The 26251-nt window shown below is 62.7% G+C and carries 26 protein-coding genes, 1 tRNA gene, 1 pseudogene and 1 riboswitch; of the genes and pseudogenes, 7 read left to right on the top strand and 21 right to left on the bottom strand.

Translation table 11 applies throughout. From position 1 onward, the window contains the following. Positions 1–100 precede the first annotated feature (100 nt). Positions 101–1783, bottom strand: coding sequence for an alpha/beta hydrolase (locus QA637_RS11410; RefSeq protein ID WP_153440779.1), 1683 nt, complete (start codon positions 1781–1783; stop codon positions 101–103). A gap of 203 nt (positions 1784–1986) precedes the next feature. Then, complete coding sequence (locus QA637_RS11415; RefSeq protein ID WP_153440780.1) at positions 1987–2445, bottom strand: Lrp/AsnC family transcriptional regulator; 459 nt, start codon at positions 2443–2445, stop codon at positions 1987–1989. A gap of 121 nt (positions 2446–2566) precedes the next feature. Here QA637_RS11415 and QA637_RS11420 point away from each other — a divergent pair, with 121 nt between their 5' ends. Next, positions 2567–3850 carry a cystathionine gamma-synthase family protein gene (locus QA637_RS11420; RefSeq protein WP_283061479.1) on the top strand — a complete coding sequence of 428 codons (1284 nt, stop codon included), beginning with the start codon at positions 2567–2569 and terminating at the stop codon, positions 3848–3850. An 8-nt stretch (positions 3851–3858) separates the two neighbouring features. On the opposite strand, the gene QA637_RS11425 is transcribed toward QA637_RS11420, so the two are convergent. Both QA637_RS11425 and QA637_RS11430 read right to left on the bottom strand, forming a co-directional pair. Beyond that, positions 3859–4236, bottom strand: a complete 378-nt coding sequence (locus QA637_RS11425) for a VOC family protein (RefSeq protein ID WP_153440782.1) — start codon at positions 4234–4236, stop codon at positions 3859–3861. A gap of 22 nt (positions 4237–4258) precedes the next feature. After that, positions 4259–4837, bottom strand: a complete 579-nt coding sequence (locus QA637_RS11430; protein ID WP_283061480.1) for a TetR/AcrR family transcriptional regulator — start codon at positions 4835–4837, stop codon at positions 4259–4261. 80 nt (positions 4838–4917) lie between these two features. On the opposite strand from QA637_RS11430, the pseudogene QA637_RS11435 reads away from it, so the two are divergent. Further along, positions 4918–5708 (top strand): annotated as a pseudogene (locus QA637_RS11435) (crotonase/enoyl-CoA hydratase family protein). A 12-nt stretch (positions 5709–5720) separates the two neighbouring features. Here the strand turns inward: QA637_RS11435 and QA637_RS11440 are convergent. Continuing rightward, complete coding sequence (locus QA637_RS11440; protein ID WP_153440785.1) at positions 5721–6197, bottom strand: anthrone oxygenase family protein; 477 nt, start codon at positions 6195–6197, stop codon at positions 5721–5723. Positions 6198–6316: 119 nt separating this feature from the next. Between QA637_RS11440 and QA637_RS11445 the strand changes: the two genes are divergently transcribed. The 3 genes from QA637_RS11445 to QA637_RS11455 all read left to right on the top strand — a co-directional run bounded on the left by QA637_RS11445 (position 6317) and on the right by QA637_RS11455 (position 8600). Further along, positions 6317–7009 (top strand): TetR/AcrR family transcriptional regulator, encoded by a 693-nt coding sequence (locus tag QA637_RS11445; protein ID WP_283061481.1) that lies wholly within the window; start codon positions 6317–6319, stop codon positions 7007–7009. Then, positions 7008–7274: riboswitch (cobalamin riboswitch) on the top strand. It overlaps the preceding gene by 2 nt. Before the next feature lie 43 nt (positions 7275–7317). Then, entirely contained in the window at positions 7318–7494 is a 177-nt protein-coding gene (locus tag QA637_RS11450; RefSeq protein WP_136506572.1) for a CbtB domain-containing protein, read from the top strand. Between the two features lie 317 nt (positions 7495–7811). Further along, positions 7812–8600: a CbtA family protein gene (locus QA637_RS11455; RefSeq protein WP_283061482.1), complete on the top strand. Its 789-nt coding sequence runs from the start codon at positions 7812–7814 to the stop codon at positions 8598–8600. Positions 8601–8851: 251 nt separating this feature from the next. On the opposite strand, the gene QA637_RS11460 is transcribed toward QA637_RS11455, so the two are convergent. Together QA637_RS11460 and QA637_RS11465 are read right to left on the bottom strand one after the other, a co-directional pair. Next, entirely contained in the window at positions 8852–9703 is an 852-nt protein-coding gene (locus QA637_RS11460) for an IucA/IucC family C-terminal-domain containing protein (RefSeq protein WP_283061484.1), read from the bottom strand. A gap of 16 nt (positions 9704–9719) precedes the next feature. Further along, positions 9720–11033 carry a glucoamylase family protein gene (locus tag QA637_RS11465; protein WP_283061486.1) on the bottom strand — a complete coding sequence of 438 codons (1314 nt, stop codon included), beginning with the start codon at positions 11031–11033 and terminating at the stop codon, positions 9720–9722. A gap of 350 nt (positions 11034–11383) precedes the next feature. Here QA637_RS11465 and QA637_RS11470 point away from each other — a divergent pair, with 350 nt between their 5' ends. Beyond that, positions 11384–12178 carry a DUF1194 domain-containing protein gene (locus QA637_RS11470; protein WP_153440790.1) on the top strand — a complete coding sequence of 265 codons (795 nt, stop codon included), beginning with the start codon at positions 11384–11386 and terminating at the stop codon, positions 12176–12178. A gap of 17 nt (positions 12179–12195) precedes the next feature. On the opposite strand, the gene QA637_RS11475 is transcribed toward QA637_RS11470, so the two are convergent. The 10 genes from QA637_RS11475 to QA637_RS11520 form a co-directional block, all read right to left on the bottom strand. Continuing rightward, entirely contained in the window at positions 12196–12948 is a 753-nt protein-coding gene (locus QA637_RS11475; protein ID WP_153440791.1) for an SDR family NAD(P)-dependent oxidoreductase, read from the bottom strand. Between the two features lie 61 nt (positions 12949–13009). Further along, a complete protein-coding gene (locus tag QA637_RS11480) occupies positions 13010–13843 on the bottom strand; it encodes an ABC transporter permease (protein ID WP_153440792.1) in 834 nt (277 codons plus the stop codon). Between the two features lie 11 nt (positions 13844–13854). Continuing rightward, positions 13855–14664: an ABC transporter ATP-binding protein gene (locus QA637_RS11485; protein ID WP_153440793.1), complete on the bottom strand. Its 810-nt coding sequence runs from the start codon at positions 14662–14664 to the stop codon at positions 13855–13857. A 28-nt stretch (positions 14665–14692) separates the two neighbouring features. After that, positions 14693–15688, bottom strand: coding sequence for an ABC transporter substrate-binding protein (locus tag QA637_RS11490; protein WP_153440794.1), 996 nt, complete (start codon positions 15686–15688; stop codon positions 14693–14695). 67 nt (positions 15689–15755) lie between these two features. Next, entirely contained in the window at positions 15756–16580 is an 825-nt protein-coding gene (locus tag QA637_RS11495) for an NAD(P)-dependent oxidoreductase (RefSeq protein ID WP_153440795.1), read from the bottom strand. 21 nt (positions 16581–16601) lie between these two features. Continuing rightward, positions 16602–18371 carry a hydantoinase B/oxoprolinase family protein gene (locus QA637_RS11500; protein ID WP_184108537.1) on the bottom strand — a complete coding sequence of 590 codons (1770 nt, stop codon included), beginning with the start codon at positions 18369–18371 and terminating at the stop codon, positions 16602–16604. Next, positions 18371–20431 (bottom strand): hydantoinase/oxoprolinase family protein, encoded by a 2061-nt coding sequence (locus QA637_RS11505; protein ID WP_283061489.1) that lies wholly within the window; start codon positions 20429–20431, stop codon positions 18371–18373. Before QA637_RS11505 ends, QA637_RS11500 begins: the two co-directional genes overlap by 1 nt. A gap of 177 nt (positions 20432–20608) precedes the next feature. Then, positions 20609–21529 (bottom strand): LysR family transcriptional regulator, encoded by a 921-nt coding sequence (locus tag QA637_RS11510; protein WP_153441246.1) that lies wholly within the window; start codon positions 21527–21529, stop codon positions 20609–20611. 26 nt (positions 21530–21555) lie between these two features. Continuing rightward, positions 21556–22488, bottom strand: coding sequence for a LysR family transcriptional regulator (locus QA637_RS11515; RefSeq protein WP_153441247.1), 933 nt, complete (start codon positions 22486–22488; stop codon positions 21556–21558). 581 nt (positions 22489–23069) lie between these two features. Further along, positions 23070–23145: transfer RNA gene (locus tag QA637_RS11520), tRNA-Ile, on the bottom strand. Between the two features lie 153 nt (positions 23146–23298). Between QA637_RS11520 and QA637_RS11525 the strand changes: the two genes are divergently transcribed. Beyond that, entirely contained in the window at positions 23299–24084 is a 786-nt protein-coding gene (locus QA637_RS11525; RefSeq protein ID WP_153441248.1) for an SIMPL domain-containing protein, read from the top strand. A gap of 178 nt (positions 24085–24262) precedes the next feature. Here the strand turns inward: QA637_RS11525 and QA637_RS11530 are convergent, their stop codons facing one another. From QA637_RS11530 to QA637_RS11545, 4 genes are all read right to left on the bottom strand, one after another. Further along, positions 24263–24628, bottom strand: a complete 366-nt coding sequence (locus tag QA637_RS11530) for a hypothetical protein (protein WP_153441249.1) — start codon at positions 24626–24628, stop codon at positions 24263–24265. A gap of 239 nt (positions 24629–24867) precedes the next feature. Beyond that, entirely contained in the window at positions 24868–25272 is a 405-nt protein-coding gene (locus QA637_RS11535; RefSeq protein WP_153441250.1) for a ketosteroid isomerase-related protein, read from the bottom strand. Between the two features lie 77 nt (positions 25273–25349). After that, a complete protein-coding gene (locus QA637_RS11540; RefSeq protein ID WP_153441251.1) occupies positions 25350–25772 on the bottom strand; it encodes a secondary thiamine-phosphate synthase enzyme YjbQ in 423 nt (140 codons plus the stop codon). Between the two features lie 22 nt (positions 25773–25794). Next, the gene (locus QA637_RS11545) at positions 25795–26148 is read right to left on the bottom strand and encodes a DUF1428 domain-containing protein (RefSeq protein ID WP_153441252.1); all 354 of its coding nucleotides are present in this window, start codon (positions 26146–26148) and stop codon (positions 25795–25797) included. Positions 26149–26251 lie beyond the last annotated feature (103 nt).

Here is a 26251-nt window from a genome sequence, read left to right on the forward strand (position 1 = left end):
CGGGGCCGGCGCGGCATATCCCTTCTCCCTGCATGCGGGGAGAAGGTGCCGGCAGGTGGATGAGGGGGCGAACGCAGGCGAAGCCGTATAGCGCATCCCCTCATCTCTCCTTGAATTGCGCCTTCAGCCGCGTGACATCCTCGGGTGTGACCGCCGGCGGATCGGTGACCGCCATCCAGGCATCGATATAGTGCTCCGGCGCATAGACATGGCCGTAACCGATCGGCGACGTCGTCGCCAAAGCCATGTCGGCGAGAAGCTGCAGCCCGGTCACCACTGGAAACCAGCTGAACGCCGGCGAGACATCCGGCCCCCGCGGCGCCTCCATCCATTGCGGCTCGCGATAGAAGGAATGGGGATCGAAAAACGTCACTGGATCGCTCGCATATTGCAGATAGACAATCCGCATCGCGCCCCAGCGCGCGCCCGGGATATCAAGCGCATTCTTCTGGTTCGTGAAGCGGATGATCGAACCGTCCCGGTAGCGCGGCAGCCAGGCCGGGGACTTCGGATCGCGATCGGCCGTCACCGATTGCCACAACCCGCTCGTAAAGGGGGGGCCGCTCCAGAGCGCACCCTGAAAGGGATCGCTGATGACGTCGAAGAGATCGACTGAGCCTTGCGAATTCATCGCGCCAAGGCTCAGGCCGTGGAGATAGAGCTTAGGCCGCCGGTCCTTTGGCAGCGTCCGCCAATAGCTGTAGACCTCGTCGAACAACGCGTTGGCAGCGTCGGCCCCGTAGCCCGGCTCGACCAGCAGTGACAGCCAGCTTGTGAGATAGGAATACTGGACTGCGATGCTCGCGACATCGCCGTGCAGCAGGTATTCGACGGTATCGAGCGCTGCCGGATCGATCCAGCCCGTGCCGGTCGGCACGACGACGATCAGCGACTTGCGTTTGAAGCCGCCGGCGCGCTTCAGCTCTTCGAGCGCGAGCTTGGCGCGATCTCTCGCGGTCTCGGCAGAATTCAGCCCCACATAGACCCGTACGGGGTTCTGCGCCTCTCCGCCGAAGAAGGCGCCGATTTCGGCAGCCGTCGGGCCGGAGGCGATAAACTGACGGCCCTGCCTCCCAAGCTCATCCCAGTTGACCAGCGATGCGGCGCTGCCCGTCTTCGTCGGATCCGACGGTGGCGGCACGTCGGCATCGATATAGGCATCGAGGGTCTGGAACGAACTGTCGGCGGCACGCAATGCCAATTTGAAGATCAAGCCATCGGCCACGGACCAGAAAAGTGCAATCGCTGCGAGCCCGCCGATCGCCCTCGCGATGGGGCGGGTCACAAGGCGCTCCAGCATGCGCGAGAGAAAATGGAACGTCAGCCGGAACAGCCGCGCCAGAAAGACGAGCAAGACGAAGACCGACGCGGCGGTGAGACCGAGCTTCAGGGGTTCCGCCGTTTCGATCGGTTCGAGTCCCATGATGTTTCGGACGGTGTTCTGCCATCCCGCGGTCTGCCACAGGAACACCGCAACCGCCGCACCGCAGACGAGGCCCGCCACGATCTTCAGCGTGTGTTGGCGCCGCGGCGAGGCGTCGGGCAGCTCGAAAAAGGACCAGAGCCAGCGCAGGAACACGCCGATCGCATAGCCGGCCGCAAGCGAGAGGCCGGATATCGCTCCCTGGATCAGATAGGGCCGCGGGATAAGGCTCGGAGTCAGCGAGACGGCGAAAAACAGCACGCCAACGAGCAGCCCGGTCGCAGAAAACGGATCCCAGAAGCTTGCGGGATGGCTTGAGAGCTCCGGCCTCGACATGTCCGTCCGTTGAAGGTGTTCCATGCGACCCTCCACTCTACAGGCACTATCACCGGAATGTCCGGCGCGGGCGACACGCGCAGGGAGCAATGTCGCCTCGCACTCTCTTGCAGTCAATTGTTGCGCACGAGCATTTTGCAGTCAGGTGGAATCACCTGACGTCGCACAAATGCGGCAAAAACAAACACTTAGCGCGGCGGCGCGAACGCACGTAAGCGCATCCCGCTCTAAATGCGCCGCTCCTTGATCGTGTTCATCACAAAGCTCGTCTCGATCGAGGCGACACATTTCAACCGGGCGATCTTTTCCTTGATGAAGCGCTCATACTGTTCGAGGCCGGCGCTCATAACCTTCAGCACATAGTCACGCGAGCCTGTGACAAGGTGGCATTCGAGCACCTCGTCCCAGCCGCGGATGGCCTCCTCGAACATCACGATCTCGTCCTCATGCTGACGGCTGAGCCGCACTGTCGCGATCGCCGTCATCGTCCAGCCTTCAATCGCCGGATCGACGAGCGCTGTGTAACCGCGGATGACGCCGCTTTCCTCCAACCGTCGCAGGCGCCTGAGACAGGGCGAAGCCGACAGCCCAACCCTCTCGGCGAGTTCGTTGTTGGTAATCCTGGCGTCGGCCAGCAATTCCTTCAAAATCCGGCGATCCATTTCATCGGCAATTTTCTGCGTCATATCTCTTCGGCTCCGGCAAATATTTGCTCCCATCAAAGCGAAGTGATCGCAAATAGCAAGGATCGGTCCAAGCGTCTGATATAATTTGGCAGTTAGTCGAGTTCCTTCGAGGAGAAAAGCCATGACCGCGCCCCATCCTTCCAAGACCCACATCGGCAACCACAAGCTGCACCCCGAAACCCTCATGCTGAACTATGGTTACGATCCGGAACTCTCGGAGGGCGCAGTCAAGCCGCCGGTATTTCTGACGTCCACGTTCGTTTTCCGCTCGGCCGAGGAAGGCCGCGACTTCTTCGATTTCGTTTCGGGGCGGCGCGAACCGCCGGCGGGCGTTGGCGCAGGGCTCGTCTATTCGCGCTTCAATCATCCAAACAGCGAAATCGTTGAGGACCGGCTGACTGTCTTTGAGCGGGCCGAAAGCGGCGCCGTCTTCTCGTCCGGCATGGCGGCAATCGCGACGACGCTGCTCGCCTTCGTGCGCCCGGGTGACTCCATCCTGCATTCGCAACCGCTTTACGGCGGCACCGAAACGCTGCTCGCCAAGACCTTCCTCAATCTCAACGTCTCGGCGGTCGGTTTTGCCGATGGGATCGACGAGGCAGCCGTCAGGACAGCGGCAGAAGAGGCGATGACAAAGGGACGCGTCGCCGTCATCCTCGTCGAGACGCCCGCCAACCCCACCAACAGCCTCGTCGATATCGCCATGATACGCCGCGTTGCCGACACGATCGGCGAAAAACAGGGGCATCGGCCGATCGTCGTTTGCGACAACACGCTGCTCGGCCCGGTCTTCCAGCACCCGATCGACCACGGTGCCGACCTCTCTCTTTACTCGCTGACCAAATATATCGGCGGCCATTCCGATCTCATCGCCGGTGCGGTGCTTGGGCCGAAGGACATCATAAAGCAGATCAAGGCGCTGCGCGGCGCGATCGGCACTCAGCTTGATCCGCACTCATGCTGGATGCTCGGCCGCTCGCTGGAAACGCTTGCTGTTCGCATGCACAAGGCGAACGACAATGCCCGCATCGTCGCCGAGTTCCTGCGTGACCATCCGAAGGTCGAGCGGATCCATTACCTCCCCTTCCACGACGAGGCCTCACCTGTCGGGCGCGTCTTTGCCGCCCAGTCGACCGGCGCCGGCTCGACCTTCTCCTTCGACATCGCCGGCGGCCAGGATGCCGCGTTCCGCTTCCTGAACGCGCTGCAGATCTTCAAGCTCGCCGTCAGCCTCGGCGGCACGGAATCGCTTGCAAGCCATCCAGCCGCGATGACGCATTCGGGCGTGCCGATCGAAGTGCGCCAGCGGATCGGCGTGCTCGAGTCGACTATCCGCCTGTCGATCGGCATCGAGCATCCCGACGACCTTGTGGCCGACGTCGCCAACGCCCTGACGACCGTGTGAATGTTCGCCTAGGCGGGGCGCGATTTGAGCTCCGCTGAATGCGAAAGGATATTGACGATGTTGCCGAACGGGTCGCGTAGAAAGAACCGCCGCACACCCCAAGGCTCATCGGTGATATCGTAGACGATCTCCGTACCGGCGTGCTTCGCGCTCCGATAGACCTCGTCCACGTCATCCACTTCGATCGAGAGCGCCGGCACCGGCGTTCCCGAGCCGCCTTCGATGGCGAAGCTCACCTGCGGCATGGCGGAGCCGCCCTTCGCTGCGAAGGTGAGGATCCAGCCATGATCCATCACCACCTCGAGACCGAGCAGATCGGCATAAAAAGCGCGCGCACGCGGCGGATCGGATGTCTGAAAATTGGGCACGATGCGTCGGACTGCCATGCTCTCCTCCATTTGGCCGGCGTCACCGGTTGGACAGCGCGCTTCTGATCAGCGATGCCGCCGCCATTCCCGCTGCCTCCATATAGCTCGGATCGCGATGGAGCAAAACGACGGCAAAGCTGCCGTCGAGGAGCAGTAGAACCTGACGCGCAAGTACGCCTGCGCCGTCTATCCCCTCCACTTCGAGGCTCTGGCGTAGCCAGTTCTCGAATTTCTTCTTATGCGCTGCCCCGATGCGCATCGCGGGATGCCCCGGCATATTCGCCAGTTCGGCGGAGGTGCGCAGGAAGCCGCAGCCCTTCCATTTCGGGTGTCGGGCGGCGCGGGCGAGGTTGCGAAAGATACCCTCCACCTTTGTCGCCACATCGCCCTCGGTCTCGGCAAACCATTTCTGGAAGAGCGTGAGGTTCGGCTGATCGCGGCCGTCGAGATAGGCAGCAATCAGATCGTCCTTGCTGTCGAAATGATAATAGAGCGTGCGCTTCGTCACGCCGGCTGCTTCCGCCAGCGCCTCGACGCTGACGGCGCGGATGCCCTCCGCATAGAAAAGCTTGGCTGCGGCGGAAACAATACGGTCGCGGGTGGAGGAAGAGGCTGTCATGGTCATGTATACCGACTAGTGAATATACATCTGTTTATCGCTCGCCTAGCCTGCTTCCGTCAACGCCACGGGAGATCGCCATGTCCGATACAGTGCTTTTCGACGTCACCGACGGCGTCGCGCTGCTCACCCTCAACCGGCCGGATAAACTGAACGCCTTGAACTACGAATTAGTAGACCGGCTCCTTTCCCTCCTCGACCTGATCGAAGTCGACGACACCGTCCAGGCGGTCATCCTCACTGGCGCCGGAGAGAGCGCCTTTTCAGCCGGCGGCGATATCCACGAGTTTTCCCGCAGCGTGGCGCAGGGCGTAAATGCAGCCGTTCGCGATTTCGTGCGGCGCGGACAAAGGCTCACCGCCCGGCTGGAAGGCTTGCCGAAGCCCGTCATTGCGGCCGTCAACGGCCTTGCCTATGGCGCCGGCTGCGAGATCACCGAAGCCGTCCATCTCGCGATCGCCAGCGAGCGCGCACGCTTTGCCAAGCCGGAGATCAAGCTTGCCATGCCCCCAACCTTCGCGGTACCCAGCGCCTGCCGCGCCTCGCCGGCCGCAAGCGCGCGCTCGAACTGCTTCTCACCGGAGACGAATTTTCCGCGAGCCAGGCGCTCGAACTGGGACTTGTCAACAAGATCGTGCCGCACGAAGACCTCATCGCTTCCGCCCGAGCCTTGGCTCTCCGCATCACACGACACTCGCCCCTTGCGGTGGCGGCGATCATCACCGCGGTCACGCGCGGCCTCAACATGACGATCGGCGAAGGCCTGCTGAACGAGAGCGAACAATTCGGGCGCATGGTGCCGAGCCATGATCTCACCGAGGGGCTGCTAGCCTGGAAAGAACGGCGAGAGGCGCATTACACCGGACGCTGACTCCTTGGAGAGCTAGCTCCGCGCGAAGCCTAGCACGAACAGTGCCAGCGCTCCGATCGAGGCGAATGTCCGGACGTGGTTCCACCAGACCCAATCCGTCAGGTACCGCTTCTGCCAGATCTCTTGAGCGGCCTCCCCTGAGGCTGCCGCAAGCGCATCGTTCAACGGCACATTGAAGACGATCGTCACCAGCAACGTTCCGACGACATAGACAAGGCCGCCGGCCGCAAGCAGCCAGCTACCCTGCCCTCCAGTAAAGAAGGCAGCGCCGACGAGAATCAGCCCGAGAAGTGCCGTTCCCATGAAAGTCGTGAGAAAGAGCGGATTCTGGATCACATCGTTGATGGCGTTCATCGCGGCAATCCCTTGCTCGGGCGGCAACCGCGACAGGGCCTGCATGATGCAGACCGAGAAGATGAAGAACAGACCGGCCATCAGGCCGGAACCGATGACGGCGGCGAAAGCCAAAGCGGGAATCAGGGCAAGCATTGCACAACACTCCAGGTATCGGCTGCAGCCGGAACATCGCAGATGTGAGCAGTCCTCACATTTGCAAATGTGATAAATCCTCGTATTTTGCCAGTCAAGCTAGAATGTGAGCGATACTCATGATTGAAGAGCAAACTCCGGGCGTGGGGCCAACGGAAGAGCAACCAGGCCTTCGCCGCACGCCGAGCCAGAAGCGCAGCCGCGAGCGCGTCGAGCATATCCTCTCCTGCGCCACCAGGCTGATCGAGAAAAAAGGCAGCGACGCCATGCGCATGAGCGAGGTCGCGGAGATGGCCGGCATCTCCATCGGCTCACTCTACCAGTATTTTCCCGACAAGGCGGCGATCGTGAGCACCCTTGCCGAACGCTACAATGCCGCCAGCCGGGACTGTATCGCGAACGAGTTCGCCAAAATCACCACGCTCGCCGAATTGCGCAGCGCCTTTTCGGTGCTCTTCGACACCTACTACGATATGTTTCTCGCCGAGCCGGTGATGCGCGACATCTGGTCGGCGATGCAGGCGGACAAGACCCTGCGCGAAATCGAACTCGCCGAAAGCCGGGCAAATGGACGCTTGCTTGCCGAAACCTGGGCAAGGGTTCAGCCGGAAACGCCACGCAAAAGAATCGAAGATGCCGCCTTCCTCATCATGCATCTTGGTGAATGCACGATGCGGCTCGCAGTCTCGGTCGACAATCCCCAGGGCGACCGCATCGTCGCGGCCTATAAGCACATGATCCTTCGTGAATTTGTCGCGGATGCAACGGGAGAAGCCGCAAGTTCAATTGACATCGCCCGCGACCGATCCTAATCATCGGGGATCGATTGGTTCTCGGAAAGCGAACGCGTTCCGGGAGTAAACGGGAACGTGACGGATGGACCCAACCTGGGCATCTTAATCACGGCCGACCCCGCGACTGTAGAACGGCGTGAATTTGCCATTCCGGAGCGATCCGGAAGAAGCCACTGGGAAAGACCGCGAGAGGGCGGTTCGATCCTGGGAAGGCGAGGCAAATCCTTGGTGCAAACCACCTGACGCCGTGAGCCAGGAAACCTGCCAAGCGATGCGGGCACAGTGCCCAACCCGGGAAAGGTCCCAACGCCATCACGGAGGTTGTCATGGCTACGTCTACAGCTTCGAGCATTTCGCTCTCCCTTAACGATCGTCTGGTCGCGGGCATCTCCGCCCTGTTGATCGGCGCCTTCCTCGTCTTCGGTGCAGGCCTCGCGAATTCGGCCGTTCTGCACGATACGGCGCACGACACCCGCCATTCCTACGGCTTCCCCTGCCACTGATCGATGCCATGGAACGCACTACAGCGCCGCGCGTCTTTTCGGACGCGCAAAGGACGCTGTAGCACTTTGAATTGCTGCATGTTTTTATCCTTAAATCGGCTACGATTTAAGGAAACGTGCAGCAGGCGTTCCATCTCGAACAAGAGCGGATCGCTTCTCCGGCGTATAGCACGCGAGCGCATTTGCCGTTGGGCATGCGCTCCGGCGTGCTTCGTCGGCGTTTTGCATCCATGGAAACCGGAAATGGCGCCAGCTGTGGCGTTTGTGCGGCGTTCGCGCTTCGGAGTAGCCACGTGCCGGATTGAGGAATATCGACAATGATCGTCAAGACACTTCTGGCCGCGATCGTGGCCGGGCTGATTGCCGGCGTCTTCATGACCGCCGCACAGGAAATGCGCGTCGTGCCGCTGATCCTGCACGCCGAAGAATACGAGGGCGAAGCGCCGGCAGCGGATCAGCCGGCAACGCAGGAGCCTGCAGCCGCGGGCCACGACCAGCATTCGTCGCTGAACAGCACTTCGCCGCTGGGCGCGCTTGCTTCCGCGCTCTCGCCGGTCACGCCGGCCTATGCGCATGAGCATGAGGGCGATCACGAGGAAGGCGGCATCATGTTCGGCCTGAGCCGTTTCTCCGGCACGCTTCTCGCCAATCTCGTGACGGGCGCCGGATTTTCTCTGCTGCTTGCCGGCGTCAGCCTTGTGATCGGCTCTCCGATCACGCTCGCGAACGGGGCGGCCTGGGGCGCTTTCGGATGGCTTGCCGTCCACCTGCTGCCGGCGATCGGCCTTCCGCCCGAACTACCGGGCTTCCCCGCGGCCGAACTCGGCGACCGGCAGGTCTGGTGGGCCGCGACGGTGCTGTTTTCGGCGGTTGGCCTCTACCTGCTGGCGCTGCGCCCTGAACTGGTCGCCAAGATCGCGGGTCTCGTGCTCATTGCCGCACCGCAGGTCTACGGCGCACCGCAGCCGCTCGACATCTCCAGCAACGTACCCGCCGTCCTCGGCGCCGAGTTCGCCGTCGCCGCGCTCGCGACCACGCTTGCCTTCTGGCTCGTGCTAGGGGTGGTTTCCGGCTTCATCAACGACCGGTTCGTCAAGGCGCATTAATCACATTCTGATCGTTGCTGCCCCTCTCCTCGGGTTTAACCCGAGGACTAGCCCTCTCCCCGCTCGCGGAAGAGGAGACGACCATAGATCCGTCTCCACTTGCGGCAACGTCTTGAGTTAGAAAAGACGCCGCCGCACCCACCTTGCCGCCCACGGTCGCACGCGGGGAGAGGCACGAGGGCGGCGCCACGCGCGTCCTTCTCGCCCGTCAAAACGGGGAGAAGGTGCCGGCAGGCGGATGAGGGGCCGACTCACCCCGTTCGATCGCGAGCAGTCTCAAGCAAATGCGCCCGCAGCCGTTCGCGACGGGCCTCCGGCTCAAGCAACACGCAGCTGTCGCAATAGCTGCCGCCGTCGGTGCGATAATAGAGGCAGCACCCGCCGCGCATCCTGTAGGTCCGCGAAAGTTCTTTCCCGCCCTCCCCTGTGGCTTTGATCCTCTCGTAGCAAAGCGCCTCGGAGTGGAGCGGAGACCCGGCGCGCTTGACGATCGCCAGCGCCTGCGCGATCGCCTCCTCCTCGGTTCCGCACCGTCGTCCGACTTCGAGAAAGGCACCTGCCAGACTGTCGGCAGCAAGCCGCCACTGCGCCCGCAGCGACAGGCCGCAGCGCCGCTTCAAGAGTGCGATGACCGGCCTCAGATGAGCGACAAAGCGATTGTGAAAAAGCCTTTCGGGATCCCCGGGGTCGCTGGCGGAGACTTCGCTGAGTTGCATGCAGAAATGAAACCGTCGCGCGTCGACGGCGCCCGCCTTGAGCGGAGGCGCGTAGTGCTCGAAGCGTAACCCTGTGACGTCTGGAATACGGCCGCTGTAGAGATAGATGGCGGCGGCGGCGAGGCTGAGTTGATGGCTATAAAAGGCGATAAGATGCGCCGCCCGCACCTTGTTGTCCATGCCCGCGCCGAAGCGCTCCTGATAGGAAAGACAGGTCTCGACGCCGGCCGATCCCTCGGCCCAGAATGCCGACGGAACTTGCATGTCCTCGTCCGGGGTTAGCGAGCAGGCAACCTCGGGAAACGCGGCGTCGAGCCAAGCGACGGCGGCCCTCGCCTCTCCTTCGCCTGCGGCGTCTCCCATCTTCAGCTTCCGCGCATTCTCCATTCCATCTCCGTCGCGCTTAGACTTGTGGACCATCCGCCAACAGCCAGCCACCCTCGAAACCGGCCCGGCGCAGTCCTCGGCCAAAGGCAGGAATGCTGCGTGTGATATCCCAGAGCAATCCGCTTCTCCAGTTCTCGATCATCATGACCGAAAGGCCCTGGTCAAGCCCGACGATCCTGTCATCGATCCACCCCTCTGCGCCCTCACCCGGCAGGCTCGGATTGAAGCCACCTGGAAGGCGGTCGTCAGTGAGCAGCGCCGGATAACGGGTGAGAAGATGGCCGAGGCTTTCAAGGCTGGCCTCCGGCTCGAAGGGCAGGCAGGCGAGCGGTGCCCAAGGCACCAGCGTCCCGTCGTCGACGCCGAAGGGCGCGCCGCGCGCCGCATAGCCGAGCATCCTTTGCCAGCGCCCGTCACGAAGCCGTAACCGCCCTTTCGGCGCATGGCAGGCGCTGAAGCCCCAGAGATCGCGGCTATAGCCGGCAAAGCCGCCTGGATTTTCCTCTGCATGCGTGCGCTGAAGCACGATCGCCCGACGGGTGTTCTCGAAATAGTCGCTCGCCGTCTTGCGCATCCCCGCATCGCGAATCTCGCGAAAATCGATCCAGGCGTGGGGAAAGAGGTGGATGAAAAGCGCACCCGCGTGAAGATGCCGCGTGTCGCCGATCGGGAGCCATTCATGGGCCGCGGTGAAGGCATCGTAGCTCCCGGGTGCAATTGCGTGGCGCGGCGCGGCCAGCGCCAGCACATATAGCAACAGCGCCTCGCTGTATCCGCGCCAGCGATACCTGAGAAACCGGCCGGGCGGCCGCCAGCCCATCGCCAGCGTGTCGCCGCGATTGAGCGCCCATGCCCAGTCCGCCCGCTCGAAGAGCCGTTCGGAAAGGCTGCGGATTTCGATCTCGTCCCGCCTGCGCTCGGAGAAATAGGCAGTCGCCGTCAGCACGCCGGCAAAGAGCAGAGCGCTGTCGATGGTCGAAAGCTCACAGTTCCAGGTGCGCTCGCCGGTGCGCATGTCGAGAAAATGATAGTAGAGGCCACGGTAGCCGGTGGCGCGTGCGTCGCTTGCCTGTCTGCCCGTCGCGAGAAAACGCAAAACCGTCAGCACACGACGCGCAGCATCTCCACGGCTGATCCAACCACGCTCGACAGCGACCGGATAGCAGGCCAGCCCGAAGCCTGTGGCGGCGATGCTCGACGGCGATCCCTCGCGCGATGTGTCCGCGACGAGACCTGTCCCGGCATCGGAATACCGGCGAAAATAGCCAAACGCGGCGCGCTGCAGGCGATCGATCCCCACAATGTCCCTATTAGAGGTGGATTGAAGCATCCCGGTCCCGTCTGACGCACTTTTTCGCGAGAGGCGCAGCGCTCGTGCCGTCTGCGTCAGCGATGTCTAACGCTGTGAGAGCGGCATCCTTTCGCCCGGCGCTAGATTTCTTTCAAGGGTAAAATCGGGCAAGGAGGGTATCGGTGATCACCGAATATTGTAGAGACGATCGTTCGCAATTGTCGCGCAACGCCAATCCTGTGCTACATTCTTCCCAATGCCTTGATTTTGGTGTGATGCAATCCAAACTCACAGATGTGATCGATTTTTGAAGTGCAGGGTGCGGGCAAACCGCCTCGTATTTCCGCATCCAGCCCCCGAAGTGACCACGCGCAGAAACGGTTGATGCGATGTTGAGCACGTTGGCATTGATCCTGGCCCTCAGTGGGAGTCCGATCCATTCGGCCGCCATGCAGGCGGATGTCGATGTGGAACTGGTGCTGGCCGTCGACATGTCCGGATCGATGGACATGGAGGAGGCACGGGTCCAGCGGTCCGGCTATCTCCAGGCGCTGCGGCATCCCGAATTCATCAACGCGGTCAAGGGCGGCCTGATCGGGCGGATCGCGATCGGCTATTTCGAGTGGGCGGGGCTTGTGAACGAGCAGTCGGTCGTCTCATGGCAGGTGATCGACGATGCCGCGGACGCCGAAGCCTTCGCCGCGAAGGTTGAGGCGCGTCCGATCGGCACGCGCCGCGGTACGTCGATCTCCAACGCGATCCTGTTCGGCACGAACCTGATCGATTCCAACGCCTTTTCGGGCGCACGCCGGGTGATAGACATTTCCGGCGACGGGCCGAACAATACCGGCCCGCCAGTCACACCCGCCCGCGACGGCGCCATATCTCGCGGCATCATCATCAACGGGCTTGCGATCCTCATTCGGCCCTCGGTCTCGACCGGGCCACTCGACCAGTACTACGCGCAATGCGTCATTGGCGGACCGGGATCCTTCGTACTTCCAGTCCATGAACCAGAGGATTTCGCGATCGCGATCCGCCAGAAACTGATCCTGGAAGTGAGCGGCCTGCCCCCGCCGCCCACCCTGCAGCTCACGGCCACGACGCCCGGTGCCGACTGCCTGATCGGCGAAAAGCTCAGGCCGGGATTTCTCGATCGGATCTATCCCGAACTCGATCGATAAGGTGCATCCAATGGTCGTTATTCGCTGCCGGGCATCAGCGCGGAAACGCCGCCGTCGACGAAAAGTGTTGTGCCGTCGATGAAGTCGGAATCGGGGGAGACCAGGAACAGGATGGCGCGGGCGAGATCGTCCGGAACACCGGGCCGATCGCGCAGGTTTACGACCGGCCGATTCGGATCGAACGTATCCTTTCCGACGGGCGAACCGATCTTGTTCGGCACCACGCAGTTGACACGGATCTTGTGCTTGGCGAGCTGGATAGCCAGCGAGCGCGACAGATTGGTGACACCTGCCTTGGCAGCCGTGTAGGCGACGGCGCGCGGGCGTCCGTAAAAGCCCGAGGTCGAGCCGACATTGACGATGTTGCCGCCGTGCCCCTGCGCCACCATCTGCTGGGCGAAATATTTGCTCATCAGGAACGTGCCAGTCAGCGTCACGGCGATTACCCGGTCCCATTCCTCCTTCGTCACGTCGAGAACGTGCTTGTTGTCGCTGATGGCGACGTTGTTGACGAGGATATCGACCTTGCCGAAGCGCTCGGTGACATCCTTGACGAGCGAAATCACGCCTTCTTCGTCGGCAACGTTGGCGAGGAACACCTCGGCCTTGCCGCCTGCAGCTCGGATCTCCTCCGCGACGCGTCCGGCGCGCTCGGCGTCGATGTCGGTCACGGCGATGCTCGCGCCCTCCTTTGCCAGAAGCTTCGCCGTTGCCTCGCCGATATTCCGGCCAGCGCCGGTAACGACCGCCACTTGATCGATCAGTTTCATTCTGTCCTACCGTTCTTTGGTGTGGAGTGATCCGGCCGGCCGCTGAGGACCGGCCAGGAGACTAGAGCTTGTTGTCCGGTCGCCACCGATCGAAGCGGCGTTCGATCATCCTCAGGATGTTGGTGAGAACGACGCCCGCGGCGGCAATCAGGATGATGCCGAACATGACCCGGTCGGTCTGGAAGGTGGCGCCGGCGACGGAGATGAGATAGCCGACCCCGGCCTGTGCCGAGTACATCTCGCCAACCACGATGCCGATGAGCGCGTGGCCGAGACCGAGGCGCAAGCCCGTCAGCAGGAATGGAACGGCGGCCGGGAAGGCAACAGTCAGGAACATCTGCCTGTCGTTCGCGCCGAAGGACCGAGCCACCTTGATGTAGTCGCGTTCGACGGTCTGGACGCCGGCGGTCGTGTTGATGAGGATCGGAAATACGGCGCTGAGAAAGATGATCGCGAACTTCGAACCGAGGCCGATGCCGAACCAGATCATGATCAGCGGCAGCAGCGCGATGCGTGGTGTCGCGTAGAGCGCCGAAATGATCGGGTCGAAAGCGGCGTCGAAGCGGCGGTACCAGCCCATCAGGATGCCGAGCGGCACACCGACAATGATCGCCAGCCCATAGCCGACAACCAGTTCCAGTCCGCTGATGGCGAGGTGCGGATAGATGCTGCCGTCGGCGAACATCGCATAACCGGTTGCGATGATGCGGCTCGGCGAACTGGTGAAAAGCGGATTGACCAGGTCGAGGCGGACGACCGCCTCCCAGAGCAGCAGTGCCACGATCATGGTGAAGCTGCCGAGAAGCGCGTTCTCGTGGCGCACCAGCAATTCGTAGATGGCGAATTCCGACTTGCGCGGCCTTGGGATTTCTCGTTCTTCGGTAACGGATGTCATCTCTCGCTCCCTCAATGCACGCGCAGAAGGCCCATGCGGGCACTTTCCTCTTCGATCAGCCGCCAGATATGGCGGAAGATCTCCATGAAGCGCGGGGTATGCTTCAGATCGAGCGTGCGCTCCTTCGGCAGGTCGATCTCGACGATCTCCTTCACCTTCGCCGGGCGTGCGGAAAACACGACGACGCGGTTGGAAAGGAAGATCGCCTCATCGATCTGGTGGGTGATGAACACGCCGGTCTTCTGGGCCCGATCGAGAATGCGCAGCAGCTCGAACTGCATGAATTCGCGCGTCTGCGCGTCGAGCGCCGCAAAGGGCTCGTCGAGCAGCAGCAGTTCCGGATCGACGGCGAGTGCCCTTGCGATGTTGACGCGCTGGCGCATGCCGCCGGAAAGTTCGCGCGGATAGCTGTCCTCGAACCCGGCGAGCCCGACGAGCTCGACGAACTTGCGTGCACGCGCGGCGATCTCGTCCTTGCTCAGGATCTTCTGGATCTCCAAGCCGTAGGCGACGTTGCGCTGGACCGTGCGCCAGGGAAAGAGGGAGTCCTGCTGGAAGACGAGGCCGCGATCCGGCCCCGGCTTCGTCACCTCGCGTTCGTCGATGAGGATTCTGCCGCCATCGATCGAGACGAGGCCGTCGACGGCGGCGAGAAAAGTCGATTTCCCGCAGCCACTCGGGCCGACGATGCTGACGAGTTCACCCTCGTTGACGCTGAAGTCGATGCCGTCGAGTACACTCAGATCGCGCTTGGTGCGATCATTGTAATAATTCAGTTTGACGCTATCGGCCTTCAGCTTGACCGGCGTTGCCTGCAACATGGGTTGTCCTCCCGTCTTGTTCGCAGTTTCAGTCGAGCGCCTTGAAGAAGCCTTCGCGGTCGAGCGCATCGAGCGTGGTTGTGTCGACGATCGATTCCGGCTTCACCGAGGCCGCAGCCGGCAGCGTCTTCGAAAGCTCCGCCAGGACCGCAGTCACACCCGGAATCGAGGGACGCAGATCCTGCGGGTACACCTTCTCCGAATAGAAGCGGAACGCCTGTTCGACCGACGGCCCCTTCTCGAGCTTCAGGAAGGAAGCCGTCACCTCCATCGCGTCCTGCGGATTGGCACGGAAGGCGTGCAGGCCCTCGCCCATCGCCATGAAGAAGCGCTTGACGACGTCTGGGTTCCCGGAAAGATAGTTCCGCGAGGTCACATAGGCGGTGTTCGGGTAATCCTTGACGATCTCGGTCACGTCCACCAGCATCTTCGAGCCGGCATCGACCATTTCCTGGGTGCGCGGATACTGCGACATCAGCCCCTGGACCTGATGGCTTTCATAGGCAGCCGCCCGAGTTCCCTCGCCGCCGAGCTGAAGAATGTTGACATCCGTCGGCTCGAGCCCGAGGGACTTCAGCGCGAACTTCAAGGCGGTGTCGGTCGACGAACCGAACTTGCTGATGGCGATGCTCTTGCCGCGCAGCTGATCGGCATTCTGGATCGAGGAATCGACGACAAGCTGGAACGGCAGCTTGTTGGCCATGCTGCCGATGATGGCGATATCGGCACCGGCAACGGCGGCCGCGATCGACGGCGTATAGCCGTTCTGGGCGATGTCGATCGAGCCGCCGACGAGCGCCTGGGTGAGCACCGAACCGCCCTCGACATAGATGAGGTTGACGTCCAGGCCGTGCTTTTTGAACAGGCCCTTGGCAAGCGTGTACTGCATCGGCGCGCTCGTCATGGTGAAGCCGTCATAGGCGACATTCACCTTGGTAAGGGCTTCGTCTGCCGCTGCCGGCGACAGGGCGCCGGCAATGAGGCTCAACCCCGCTGCCAAAACGGTCTTCAATAGATTTTTCATGCTCTCCTCCCACGGTTGGCTTGCCCTCACCCGGCTCTCCTCCGAACCAGGATGAGGGGGATTGGTTTCAGCTAAGCAGGCTCTGCATTCGTTCCTTGTTCATCGACTTCATGAGCTGGTCGACGAGGCCGTTGAGCGGCAACGGCAGCTTGACGCTCTGCGCAAGGTCGAGCGCGACGTCCATGTCCTTTTCCGCCCACTTGCCGGTGCTCTTGCCCCAGCGCGACAGCGACCAGTTGGCACCGGAAGAATGCATCAGCGCGGAGACCAGCGTCGGCACGTCGGCGCCGAGCTGCTTAGCGAGGCTGAGCGCTTCAAAGTTGGCGCAGATGCAGGCCCAAAGCAGCATATTGTTGGTCGTCTTTGCGATCTGGCCGGTACCGCTCGGCCCGATATGAAGGATATTGCTGCCAAAGGCCGAAAGCACGGGGCGCGCCTTCTCAAGCCACTTCGCTTCGCCGCCGACGAAGACCGTCAGCGTGCCGTTGTCGGCCGCTTCCTGGCCGAGCACGACCGGCGTATCGAGAACACCGACGCCCTTCTCGGCCGCCTGGCGCTCAAGCTCTCGGCAGGTGTCGGGCGCGATCGAGCTCGCAATGCAGATCACCGACCCCGGTGCCAGCGAGGCGAGAAGCCCGCCCTCGCCGATCACGTCGACGACCTGCTTGTCGGTCTGGACCATGACGACGACAACTTCGGCACCGCTGCCGACCTCTGCAATGCCCGCCTTGGTCGGAATGCCGATCGCCTGCGACTTGGCCGTGGCCTCGACTGAGACGTCGTAGCCGGCAACGGTGAAGCCCTTCTCTTTCAGGTGCCGGGCCATCTGGTAGCCCATGGCACCGAGCCCGATCACCCCGGCCGTCGGTTTCGTGTTCACAATTCCATCCATAGTCTTCCTCCTGATCTCGCTTCAAGCCGCCCCGGCCTTCGACCGTGCCGCCCGCAATCTCTGCGTCGCCTCCTGATCGAGGCTCGGGCCATTCGCTCCCGCCACCAGCACCACGCCATAGTCGCGTCCGGCCGCCTCGACGGAGACATACCCTTCCCTGACGTCGGCAAGCACCGATGCCGGATCGCGCGTCAGCGGGTCGCCGTAACCGCCACCGCCCGGCGTTTCGAGTTCGAACACATCGCCGGCCTTAAGCGGATAGTCGGCGTAGCGCGAAGGCAGGCGCTTCCAGCCCTCCTCGTCCGGATTGATCCGGATGTCGCCGGTGCGACCGGGCAGGCCGTCGGCATAGCCTTCCGCCGGAATGACGTGCTTGGTCGAGCGGATCGAAAAGCGCGCATCGGTGAGGTTCAGATATTTGCGCCGAATGCCGAGCCCGCCCCGGAATTTGCCGGCACCGCCCGAGTCTCGGATCAACTCGAAGGCAAGCACACGGGTCGGAAACTCGCTCTCGATGATCTCCACCGGCGCGATTTTCGCGTTGCTCTGGTTGACCGTCGTTCCCGAGGCTCCGTCGCGCGTCGAGCGGGCCCCCGCTCCGCCACCGACGATCTCGTACTGCACGTAGCTGCTGCCGGTATTCGTGCCGCGGCCGCCGAGGATGATCGACCGGCTCCCGCAGCCGTCGGCTCGCGAGCGTTCCGGCACCACTTGCCCGAGCGCCGCGAAAATCCCGTCGACGACGGCGTGAACCGTCGGATTATAGGTGTTCACCGGCGCCGGATAACGCGGGTTCAGGACGCTTGACGGCCGGGTCTCGACTGCGAAGGACCGCAGGATGCCGCTGGTGATGAAGATGTTCGGGTCCACCAGCGAGATAAGCGCATAGGCGCAGGCTGCCTGGACGAGCGGCGGGCGGATATTCGCCGGCCCCCGCGTCTGGTCGGCCGAGCCGGTAAAGTCGAAGCGGATGGTGTCGCCCGCCTTTTCCACCCGGACATGGATGCGCACCGGCTTTGACAGTTCGACGCCATCGTCGTCGACAAAGCGCTCGGCCTCGAAGACGCCGTCCTTCCAGGTCTTGATAATCGCCCGCATCCGCCGCTCGGCGATGTCACCCAGTTCGTTGAAAGCGGCGACGCATTTCGATGCACCGAACTTTTCCAAAAGGGCCGCAAGCCGGCGCTCGCCGAGACGGGCGGAGCCCAACTGGCCACGAATGTCGCCGAGCACCAGTTCCGGCGTGCGGCTGTTGGCGGCTATGATCCTCTCGACATCGCCGAAGGGCAGGTAGTTGCGCTGGTAGCGCACCGGCGGCAATTGCAAGCCTTCATTATAGACTTCACGCGCCTGGCCCGAGCAGCTCCCCGGCACCGGGCCACCGATGTCGCCCTTGTGCGCGATGCTGGCGCAGAACGCTACCAGCGTATCTTCGAAGAACAGCGGCGTGATCACCGCCATGTCAGGCGCATGAGGGCTGCCACCCTCGTAGGGGTCGTTGATGAGGAACGCGTCGCCAGGCGCGATGTCGCCACCGAACGCTCGCAACACCGCCTCAGTGCAAGCCGGGAAGGCGCCGATGTGCAACGGCAGGACCACGTGCTGGGCGATGACCGCCGCATTGGCGTCGAGGAGCGCGCAGGAAGCATCCTGCGATTCCCGGATAATGGTTGAAAAACCGGTGCGGAACAGCGAGTTCTGCATCTCCTGCACGATGCCGCCGAGGCTCGCGCGGATCACTTCAAGTTCGACGGCAGTGGGCCTGCCAAGCGAAGCGCTACGCTGCAGCATCACGCGACCTCCGTTACGATGAGATTCTTGAATTCGTCGACCCGAACCTGCTGACCAGGCAGGATGACCGTGGTGCAGTCGAACTGTTCCACGACGGCCGGGCCGGTGAAGACGAGCCCGACATCCAGGCGCTCACGCTGGTAAACGGCGCAGTCGAGGTTTTCGCCGTCGAAGCGGACCGGACGGCGCCCGAGAAACGCCTCCGCAAGCGTTCCGCCGCTCGGCTGGTAGCGCTTGGCGTTGACCGGCGGCACGAGGCCGACAGCCTTGACGCGATAGGAAACGATCTCCACGGATTCGCCTGATGCCTTGTGACCGAACATCACCTCATGCTCGGCATCGAAAGCGCTGCGCACGGCATCGACATCCGCGGTATCGGCCAGCGCACCGATCGGAACAGTAAGTTCATACCCCTGCCCGGCATAGCGCAGATCGAGAGCCCGCTCGATACGGATGCGATCCGCCCGGAAGCCTTCCTCGGCGAGGTCGGCGAGCGCCTGTGCTTCCATGCCGGCGAAAATCGCGTTGAGTTCGCTTGCCGAGGCGCCGTCGAGCGGTGTCAATCGTGAGCGCACATAGTCATGCGTGACGTCCGACATCACCAGGCCCATGGCCGAGAAGACGCCGGCATGCAGCGGCACGACGAGACCGGCCATGCCGAGCTCACGGGCGATGCGGGCGGCATGCAGCGGACCGGCGCCGCCGAAGGGCAGCAACATGAAGTCGCGCAGATCGTGGCCGCGCATCGTCGAGATGGCCTTGATCGCCTCCTCCATCTTGACGTTGATGATCCGCACGATGCCTTCGGCCGCTTCGAGCACATCCATGCCGAGCGGACCAGCCACATGGGTTTCCACGGCCAGGCGTGCTTTCTGCGCGTCGAGACGCATCTTGCCACCGAGGAAGTTTTCTTCCGAAAGATAACCGAGCAACAGGTTGCAGTCGGTGATCGTCGGCTTGGTGCCGCCGCGGCTGTAGCAAGCAGGACCCGGTATAGCGCCGGCGCTTTCCGGCCCGACCTGGAGGACGCCGAAACGGTCCACTTCGGCGATCGTGCCGCCGCCGGCGCTGACCGTGTTGATATCCATCATCGGCATGGCGATGTCGCGGCCCTCGACCTTGCCGCGGTTGGCGATCACCGGCGTGCCGTTCTTGATCAGCGCCACGTCGCAGGACGTGCCGCCCATGTCGAAGGTGACGATGTCGTGGTGGCCGGTGGAGCGCGCCATCGCGACGCTCGCAGTCACGCCGCCCGCAGGACCGGAAAGTACTGTCGTGACGCCTTTCTTCGCGGTCGCCTCGAAGGTCGCCATGCCTCCGTTCGACTGCATGATGTATTTCTGCGGTGTCTTCACGCCCGCCGCTTCCAGCCGGTCGGCGAGCCGGGCGATGTAGCGGGCAAGGACCGGTTGCAGGTAGGCGTTGATCACCGTCGTGCTCAGGCGATGGTATTCGCGGATCTGCGGCACGATTTCTGACGAAAGCGAGACTTCGCAGCCTGGCAGTTCCTCGCGGACGATTTCGCGGATCCACTCCTCATGGCGCGGATAGAGGAAGGAGAAGAGCAGGCAGACGGCGACGGATTCGACGCCCTGGCCGCGGAGTTCGGCAAGCGTCTCGCGAAGCGCGGCTTCGTCGAGTTCGGCAAGGACGCTGCCGTCGTGCACCACGCGCTCCGAGACTTCGCCGGTCAGGGACGGCAGCACGATCGGCTGAGGCTTTTCATAGAGGATATCGAAGATCGCCGGCCCATGCGGACGCGCCTGCTCACCGACTTCGTAGATACCGCGAAAACCTTTGGTCACCAGAAGTCCGGTCTTCGCCCCCTTGCCTTCCAGAAGCGCGTTCGTCCCGACCGTCGTACCATGGCAGAAATAGCTCACCTCGTCCGGACGCACGCCGCGCCCCAACAGAATATCGATCCCGGAAAGGATAGCCCGCGACGGGTCGTCTGGTGTCGACGGAACCTTGGAAATCGACGTCTCTCCCGTCGTTTCGTCGAGATAGACAAAGTCCGAAAACGTCCCGCCGGTGTCGACGGTCACGCGATAGCCTCCCATGCGGCAGCCTCCCTGATGCGCTCCCTGCGGCCTGCCATTCAGGCCGCCCGGCGCTCTCTCCTGACCGCGCCGGACTTGATGTATGGCAAGCCTAGTGGCGCGAAGACGGCCTGTCCAAGACCGTTGAAAGCGGCGAGCTATAAGTTTTTCGCTATGGCTGAGGGAGGTCGCATGGCGTCAGGAAGACGTCCCGGCAATGTCGAAGCGCGGATCGACGATGATCGCGTAAGGGGCCGAGGCACGACAGATATGACGAACCACGTCCTTCAGGAACGGTCCGATGACTTCGTCTTCCAAAGGCGAGCGCTCCTCGCGCCGGCTCACCATGTAGAGCGTGCGGCTCGGCACGGGACGCTCTATCCTGCGGATGGCGAAGATGCCGCGGCTGACGCCGTCGGCAACGCTGCCATAGGGCAGAAGGCTGGCGCCACCCTCGGCGATGCGCGCCCGGATCGCCGGCACCGACTGCATGTCCGAAACGATGCGCGGTTCAAGCGACAGTCGCTGGGCCATGCGGCGGACAAGCGTGACGATGCCACGCTCGCCGGCGAAGAAGAGCTCCTCTTGAAGGGCGTCGGCAAAGCTGATGGGGCTGTCGTCCTGAGCGTTGGCGCGGGCGGTCACGAACAGCAGTTCGTCCTCTATCACAGCTTCGCGCACCAAGCCCGGACGCCCCTCGACGTCATAGGCAAAGGCGAGGTCGATCTCCTTCCGCTCGAGCGCAGCGATCAGCGCGAAGCTCAACTCCTCGACCAGCTTCAGCGATGTCGCCGGCAGTTTCGTCCCCGCCGCGATCAGCACGTCGGCCCCGACAAGGCGCATGTGGCTCGGGACGAGGCCGATCACGAAAGGACGCGGCGCCGGGCTGCCGGCGGCAGACCGGACGTCCTCAAGCGTCCGCTCCAGAAATCGCTCCAGTTCGTTGTAGCGCTCGTACAAAACCTCGCCGGCCTTCGTCGGCACGACGCCGCGCGAATGCCGCTCGAACAGGCTGACACCGATCTCGCGTTCGAGGTCGCGAATCTGGATGCTGATCGCGGTCTGGGCAAGCTTCAGCCGGGCGGCGGCGTGCGACATGCCGCCGGTTTTGACCACCATCGCGAAATAGCGCAGCTGCCGAAGGTTTATGGCTTAGCCTCCTCGTGTCGACGCGGTACAACGTTGCCGATGAGATTGCCGTAGGGTCCCATCTTCTCGGCGAGCCGGCCGATCATCCGGTCGAGAAAGGCGAGCAGCGCCGTTTCATGAACGAAAGACGGGGCATCCGACATCCGGTTCAGGAAGAGCGTCCGCTTGATCGACGGCTGGCGGATCGGACAGGCAACGATCAGCCCCTGCTGGATTTCCTCCGCGACCACGCCGTAAGGCACCACGCTGGTGGCCGCTCCCCGCGCGACCAGCGTCTTGATCGCCGGCATTGACTGCACCTCGAAGGCGACGTTCACGGAAAGCCCTTGCCGGCCCGCCACCTCGTGAACGAGCCGCCAGACGATGTCGCGGTCGCTGACGAGCGCCAGGTCGGTGCGGATCGCCTCCTCGAACGAGATCGATTCCCCAAGCACGCGGGATCCGGCGCCGGCGACAAAGAGCAATTCTTCCTCAATGAGCGCGGTGGCCGCGAGCCCCGGACGGTTCTCGAACTCATATGCGAGCGCGACATCGAGCTCGCGGCGCATAAGCGCGTCGATCAGGATGAAGCTCAGTTCCTCGACCACGCGGAAGGATATGTCCGGGATCTCGTCACGGGCGGCAACAAGTAGTTCCGGGCCTATCAACGCCTGGATACTGGGCGTGACGCCGAGATTGACCACCTCTCGCCTCGCCGCCCCATGCGCCTTCACCTCCCGGCGCGCCTCCTCGACGGAACTGAGTATGGCAAGCGCATGCCGGTGCAAAACCTCACCGGCCTCGGTCAGCGAAATGCCGCGCGAATGACGAACCAGAAGCCGGACGCCAAGCGATTCCTCCAAATGCCTGATCTGCTGGCCGAGCGCCGTCTGCGCGACATTCAAGCCCTCCGACGCCCGGGTGATATTCCCGGTCTCGACCACCTTCACGAAATAACGAAGCTGCCTGAGATTAATGGTCTCCTCCCAAATCCACGGACCGTGGCGATGCTACTGCTCGCCGTGCCGAACGCGCAATGGCGTTTCTTTCAGGCTTCGACCTATCGCCACCAGTGGCCCGCACCTGAGGTCGAGCCAATTAAAGGACAAAACATGCAGCAATTCAAAGTCAGCGTCCTTTGCGCGTCTGAGACGCGCGGCGCTGTAAACGACGCCGACCTCGGGGTTGCCCGCCAGACCGCGGTGGCCGGGGGCGTTGTCGCCGGTGGAGCGGGTGTGGAGATGACGCCTAGAGCATTTTGCAGTCAGGTGGAATCACCTGACGTCGCACAAACGCGGCAAAAACAAACAGATAGAGCGGTGGCGCGAACGCACGTAAGCGCATCCCGCTCTAGACACCGAGAGTGATGATTGCGCCGGGCCTCACGGCTGGCTTGGCCGGTGTGCCGATCGGGCCGACATACTGCTCCAAAGGCGTCGCCGAGCGCCAGGCGATCTGCGGATCCGGTCCTCACTGGGGGTACTGAGTTACTATGGTTCCACCTTAGTAAGCCATTGACTTTGAAGACAAATGGTGGGCCCGGAGGGACTCGAACCCCCAACCAAGCGGTTATGAGCCGCCGGCTCTAACCATTGAGCTACAGGCCCTTGCCGGTCATCTGCCGGTTGACCGCGAACCAATGGTAATTCGCGGGTCGCAATGGCTCTAGCGGAAAACCTTTTTGACGACAAGCCATTGCCGCAATGCCTACACAATCGATAAGCAAGAGTTCGGCATAAAACAACCGGAGAGAAATAACCATGATTTCTACACGCATTGCCCGCACGGTTCATGTCGCTGCCATGGCCGCTGCCTTTGCCGGCGCTTTTGCCGCCGCCGCTGTGGCGGCCGACGGCAATGATACCAAGAGCGGCGGCAACGGGCGTCCGGAAGGCGTCCGGGGCCGGCAGGCGCTGATCAAGGTCTCCGGTGAAGGCCGAGCAACGGCAGCACCCGACATGGCGATCGTGCAATTGAGCGTCGTCAAGGATGCGAAGAGCGCGCGCGAGGCGCTCGACGCCAACAACAAGGCGATGGCGGAGGTGCTCTCGGCACTCAAGCAGGGCGGCATTGCCGAGCGCGATCTGCAGACCAGCGGCTTCGCCATCAATCCGCAATACAACTACCCGCAGGGCAACGACGGCAGCAACCGCCCGCCGGAACTCATCGGCTATCAGGTCGTCAACGGTGTTACCGTGCGCGTGCGCGATCTGAGCAATCTCGGCGAGGTCCTGGACAAGTCCGTGACCCTCGGTATCAACCAGGGCGGCGGCATCGAATTCACCAAGGACAAGCCCGACGAAGTCATCACCGAGGCCCGCAAGGCGGCGGTGGCCGACGCGATTGTCAAGGCGAAGGTGCTGGCGGAGGCGGCCGGCGTTTCGCTCGGCCGGCTCATCGAGATCTCGGAACAGGCTTCGCGCCCGGAACCGGTTCCGATGGTACGCAGCATGGCCAAGGAATTCGCGGCCGATGCCGTTCCGATCGCGACCGGCGAACAAACCTACAATGTCACCGTCAACGTGACCTTCGCCATCGAGCAGTGAGCATTTGGCCCGGCGCGGCGAAGGAAACCGCGCCGCGCCTCTTTTGCGCGATGACCACAGGCAAAGCCCCGGCGAATTCATCGCGCGGGGCCTTTCGAATCAAAAGCCCCTCACGGGTTTTCCATGAGGGGCACATTTCCGCGGCCGGGGAAGACAGACGGTGCGGAAATCCGGCAGGTTACCAGCGGCCGACCACCGGGCATCCACGCACATTGGCGAAGATGATTGCCTGGCGGTAACCATGGCGGCGGCCCTCGACGATGACCTGGCGCCGCGCGACATTGGCGACATGGGCCCGGCGCAGACCGCGATCACGTGCCTTTTCGACGGCAAGCCAGGGGTCACAACGGCCGCGGCGCTCACCGCCCCAGCGGGGGCGATCCCTGCGCCAGTCGCGATCGTAGTCACGGTACTGGACATCGGCGGCACGCGGCGACCCGAACTCGAATATCACCGATTGAGCAGAAGCGGCGGTGGCTGCACCCGCAAGACCGGTCAGCCCGATGACGGCAGCAACCGCGGCATTGACGAGGAATTTTCTCATAGCGTTTCTCCGGTGTGGCGAAGGATTCAAAATTGGCGATTACCGCTCTCGACGATTGCGCCAACCATAGTCCGGATAAACTGAACGCTACCGGAACCCTCCGTTCATGCACTGTTCAGGTTGATGAACACTGCATGGACGAAACAGCAGGCAACACGATTCGTTCCCGTCGACCGCGCCTGCTTCGGCTGATCCAGAGAGAAAACCACACAGAGATTCAGTATGTTACGTGGGGCGGCTCAGCTCGCCAGCTCCCGCTCGAAGATGCGGAGATTGCGATAGTGGCTGAGGCGCGTGATGGCGCCGTCCTCGATTTCGAAGATGAAAACGCTCGGAATGGCGTAGATCTGGCCCGAGGCCTCGGGAAATCCCGGCATGGTCTTGCGATAGGTGCCGCGTGCGGTCATGTCGGCCGCAACCCGCTGCCCGAAGGCGTCATGCATCAGCACGATATCGCTGAACGCCTCGTCGAAATGGCTGAGATAGTTCATGATCCAGGCCCTGAGCGGACCGACGCCCATGGTTCGCTGGCCGGTCAGCGAATCAAGCGCGACGTCCTCATCGACGAGCCGGGAAAGCGCATCGAAATCACGGTCATTGACGGCCTCGATGAAACGGCTGGCGATGGTTTGCGCGTTTGTCATCGTCTGTCTCCGAAGCTGCACTGTCGCCCACTGTACCGCAGATTAGTTGGCCGGAGCAGAACTCAGTAAAGCGCCGTTCACGCGCCAAGATGCAGGACGATCTCGCGCCGGTGCGGGCGATCGCGATGTTCGAACAGATAGAGCCCTTGCCAGGTGCCGAGCATCATGCGGGCATCGCTTATCGGGATGCCGAGCGAGACCTGGGTGAGCGCCGCCTTGATGTGCGCCGGCATGTCGTCCGGTCCCTCCTGGGTGTGGACGATCCAGCGCATCGTAGGATCGGAGGACGGCGGCACCAGGCGACCGAAGAACTCGGTGAGATCGCGTTTCACATCCGGGTCGGCGTTTTCCTGGATGAGCAAGGATGCGGACGTATGGCGGACGAACACGGTGAGAAGTCCCTCCGCGATGCCTGATTGCCGCACGAAATCGGTGGCAGCATCGGTGAACTCGTAGAGTCCCTGGCCACGGGTGGCGATGGTGATGACAGTCTGCGGCATTTGAAGCGCGGCCCTCTGCCCGCTACAGCTCTAAGAACGGTTCGAAGCCTCCATAAATCAACCGCTTGCCGTCGAAGATCGACTTCCACTCATCACCCTGAAGCCGCGGATCGGCCATGACCTTGGCAATGATCGCATCGCGATCCTGACGCGACGCATAGAGGACCCAGGAGAAGACCACCGTCTCGTCCTCCTTCGCCTGCACTGCACGCGGAAAGGACGTCAGTTCTCCATAAGGTGCGTCGTCGGCCAGGCACTCGACGTAGTTGAGCGCACCGTGTTCCTTCCAGACATCGCCGGCCCGGCGCGCGAGCGCCTTGTAGTCCTCGACCTTCGCCTTCGGCACCGCGACGAGAAAACCATCGACATAGGCCATGTTCATCTCCTCCTGTTTGGCTGAACAGGCAAAGGACGATCGAAGCGGAAAGGTTCCGACAGCCGATAATGATTTTTTCGTCATCCCATCCACGAGGAGGAGG

Source organism: Sinorhizobium terangae (assembly GCF_029714365.1).
In the GTDB taxonomy this organism is placed as follows: Bacteria; Pseudomonadota; Alphaproteobacteria; order Rhizobiales; family Rhizobiaceae; genus Sinorhizobium; species Sinorhizobium terangae.

Excerpts from the sequence above, each read along its gene's own strand:
- QA637_RS11410 (WP_153440779.1), bottom strand. The coding sequence starts at position 1,783 with ATGGAACACCTTCAACGGACGGACATGTCGAGGCCGGAGCTCTCAAGC.
- QA637_RS11415 (WP_153440780.1), bottom strand. The coding sequence starts at position 2,445 with ATGACGCAGAAAATTGCCGATGAAATGGATCGCCGGATTTTGAAGGAA.
- QA637_RS11420 (WP_283061479.1), top strand. The coding sequence starts at position 2,567 with ATGACCGCGCCCCATCCTTCCAAGACCCACATCGGCAACCACAAGCTG.
- QA637_RS11425 (WP_153440782.1), bottom strand. The coding sequence starts at position 4,236 with ATGGCAGTCCGACGCATCGTGCCCAATTTTCAGACATCCGATCCGCCG.
- QA637_RS11430 (WP_283061480.1), bottom strand. The coding sequence starts at position 4,837 with ATGACAGCCTCTTCCTCCACCCGCGACCGTATTGTTTCCGCCGCAGCC.
- QA637_RS11440 (WP_153440785.1), bottom strand. The coding sequence starts at position 6,197 with ATGCTTGCCCTGATTCCCGCTTTGGCTTTCGCCGCCGTCATCGGTTCC.
- QA637_RS11445 (WP_283061481.1), top strand. The coding sequence starts at position 6,317 with ATGATTGAAGAGCAAACTCCGGGCGTGGGGCCAACGGAAGAGCAACCA.
- QA637_RS11450 (WP_136506572.1), top strand. The coding sequence starts at position 7,318 with ATGGCTACGTCTACAGCTTCGAGCATTTCGCTCTCCCTTAACGATCGT.
- QA637_RS11455 (WP_283061482.1), top strand. The coding sequence starts at position 7,812 with ATGATCGTCAAGACACTTCTGGCCGCGATCGTGGCCGGGCTGATTGCC.
- QA637_RS11460 (WP_283061484.1), bottom strand. The coding sequence starts at position 9,703 with ATGGAGAATGCGCGGAAGCTGAAGATGGGAGACGCCGCAGGCGAAGGA.
- QA637_RS11465 (WP_283061486.1), bottom strand. The coding sequence starts at position 11,033 with ATGCTTCAATCCACCTCTAATAGGGACATTGTGGGGATCGATCGCCTG.
- QA637_RS11470 (WP_153440790.1), top strand. The coding sequence starts at position 11,384 with ATGTTGAGCACGTTGGCATTGATCCTGGCCCTCAGTGGGAGTCCGATC.
- QA637_RS11475 (WP_153440791.1), bottom strand. The coding sequence starts at position 12,948 with ATGAAACTGATCGATCAAGTGGCGGTCGTTACCGGCGCTGGCCGGAAT.
- QA637_RS11480 (WP_153440792.1), bottom strand. The coding sequence starts at position 13,843 with ATGACATCCGTTACCGAAGAACGAGAAATCCCAAGGCCGCGCAAGTCG.
- QA637_RS11485 (WP_153440793.1), bottom strand. The coding sequence starts at position 14,664 with ATGTTGCAGGCAACGCCGGTCAAGCTGAAGGCCGATAGCGTCAAACTG.
- QA637_RS11490 (WP_153440794.1), bottom strand. The coding sequence starts at position 15,688 with ATGAAAAATCTATTGAAGACCGTTTTGGCAGCGGGGTTGAGCCTCATT.
- QA637_RS11495 (WP_153440795.1), bottom strand. The coding sequence starts at position 16,580 with ATGGATGGAATTGTGAACACGAAACCGACGGCCGGGGTGATCGGGCTC.
- QA637_RS11500 (WP_184108537.1), bottom strand. The coding sequence starts at position 18,371 with ATGCTGCAGCGTAGCGCTTCGCTTGGCAGGCCCACTGCCGTCGAACTT.
- QA637_RS11505 (WP_283061489.1), bottom strand. The coding sequence starts at position 20,431 with ATGGGAGGCTATCGCGTGACCGTCGACACCGGCGGGACGTTTTCGGAC.
- QA637_RS11510 (WP_153441246.1), bottom strand. The coding sequence starts at position 21,529 with ATGGTGGTCAAAACCGGCGGCATGTCGCACGCCGCCGCCCGGCTGAAG.
- QA637_RS11525 (WP_153441248.1), top strand. The coding sequence starts at position 23,299 with ATGATTTCTACACGCATTGCCCGCACGGTTCATGTCGCTGCCATGGCC.
- QA637_RS11530 (WP_153441249.1), bottom strand. The coding sequence starts at position 24,628 with ATGAGAAAATTCCTCGTCAATGCCGCGGTTGCTGCCGTCATCGGGCTG.
- QA637_RS11535 (WP_153441250.1), bottom strand. The coding sequence starts at position 25,272 with ATGACAAACGCGCAAACCATCGCCAGCCGTTTCATCGAGGCCGTCAAT.
- QA637_RS11540 (WP_153441251.1), bottom strand. The coding sequence starts at position 25,772 with ATGCCGCAGACTGTCATCACCATCGCCACCCGTGGCCAGGGACTCTAC.
- QA637_RS11545 (WP_153441252.1), bottom strand. The coding sequence starts at position 26,148 with ATGGCCTATGTCGATGGTTTTCTCGTCGCGGTGCCGAAGGCGAAGGTC.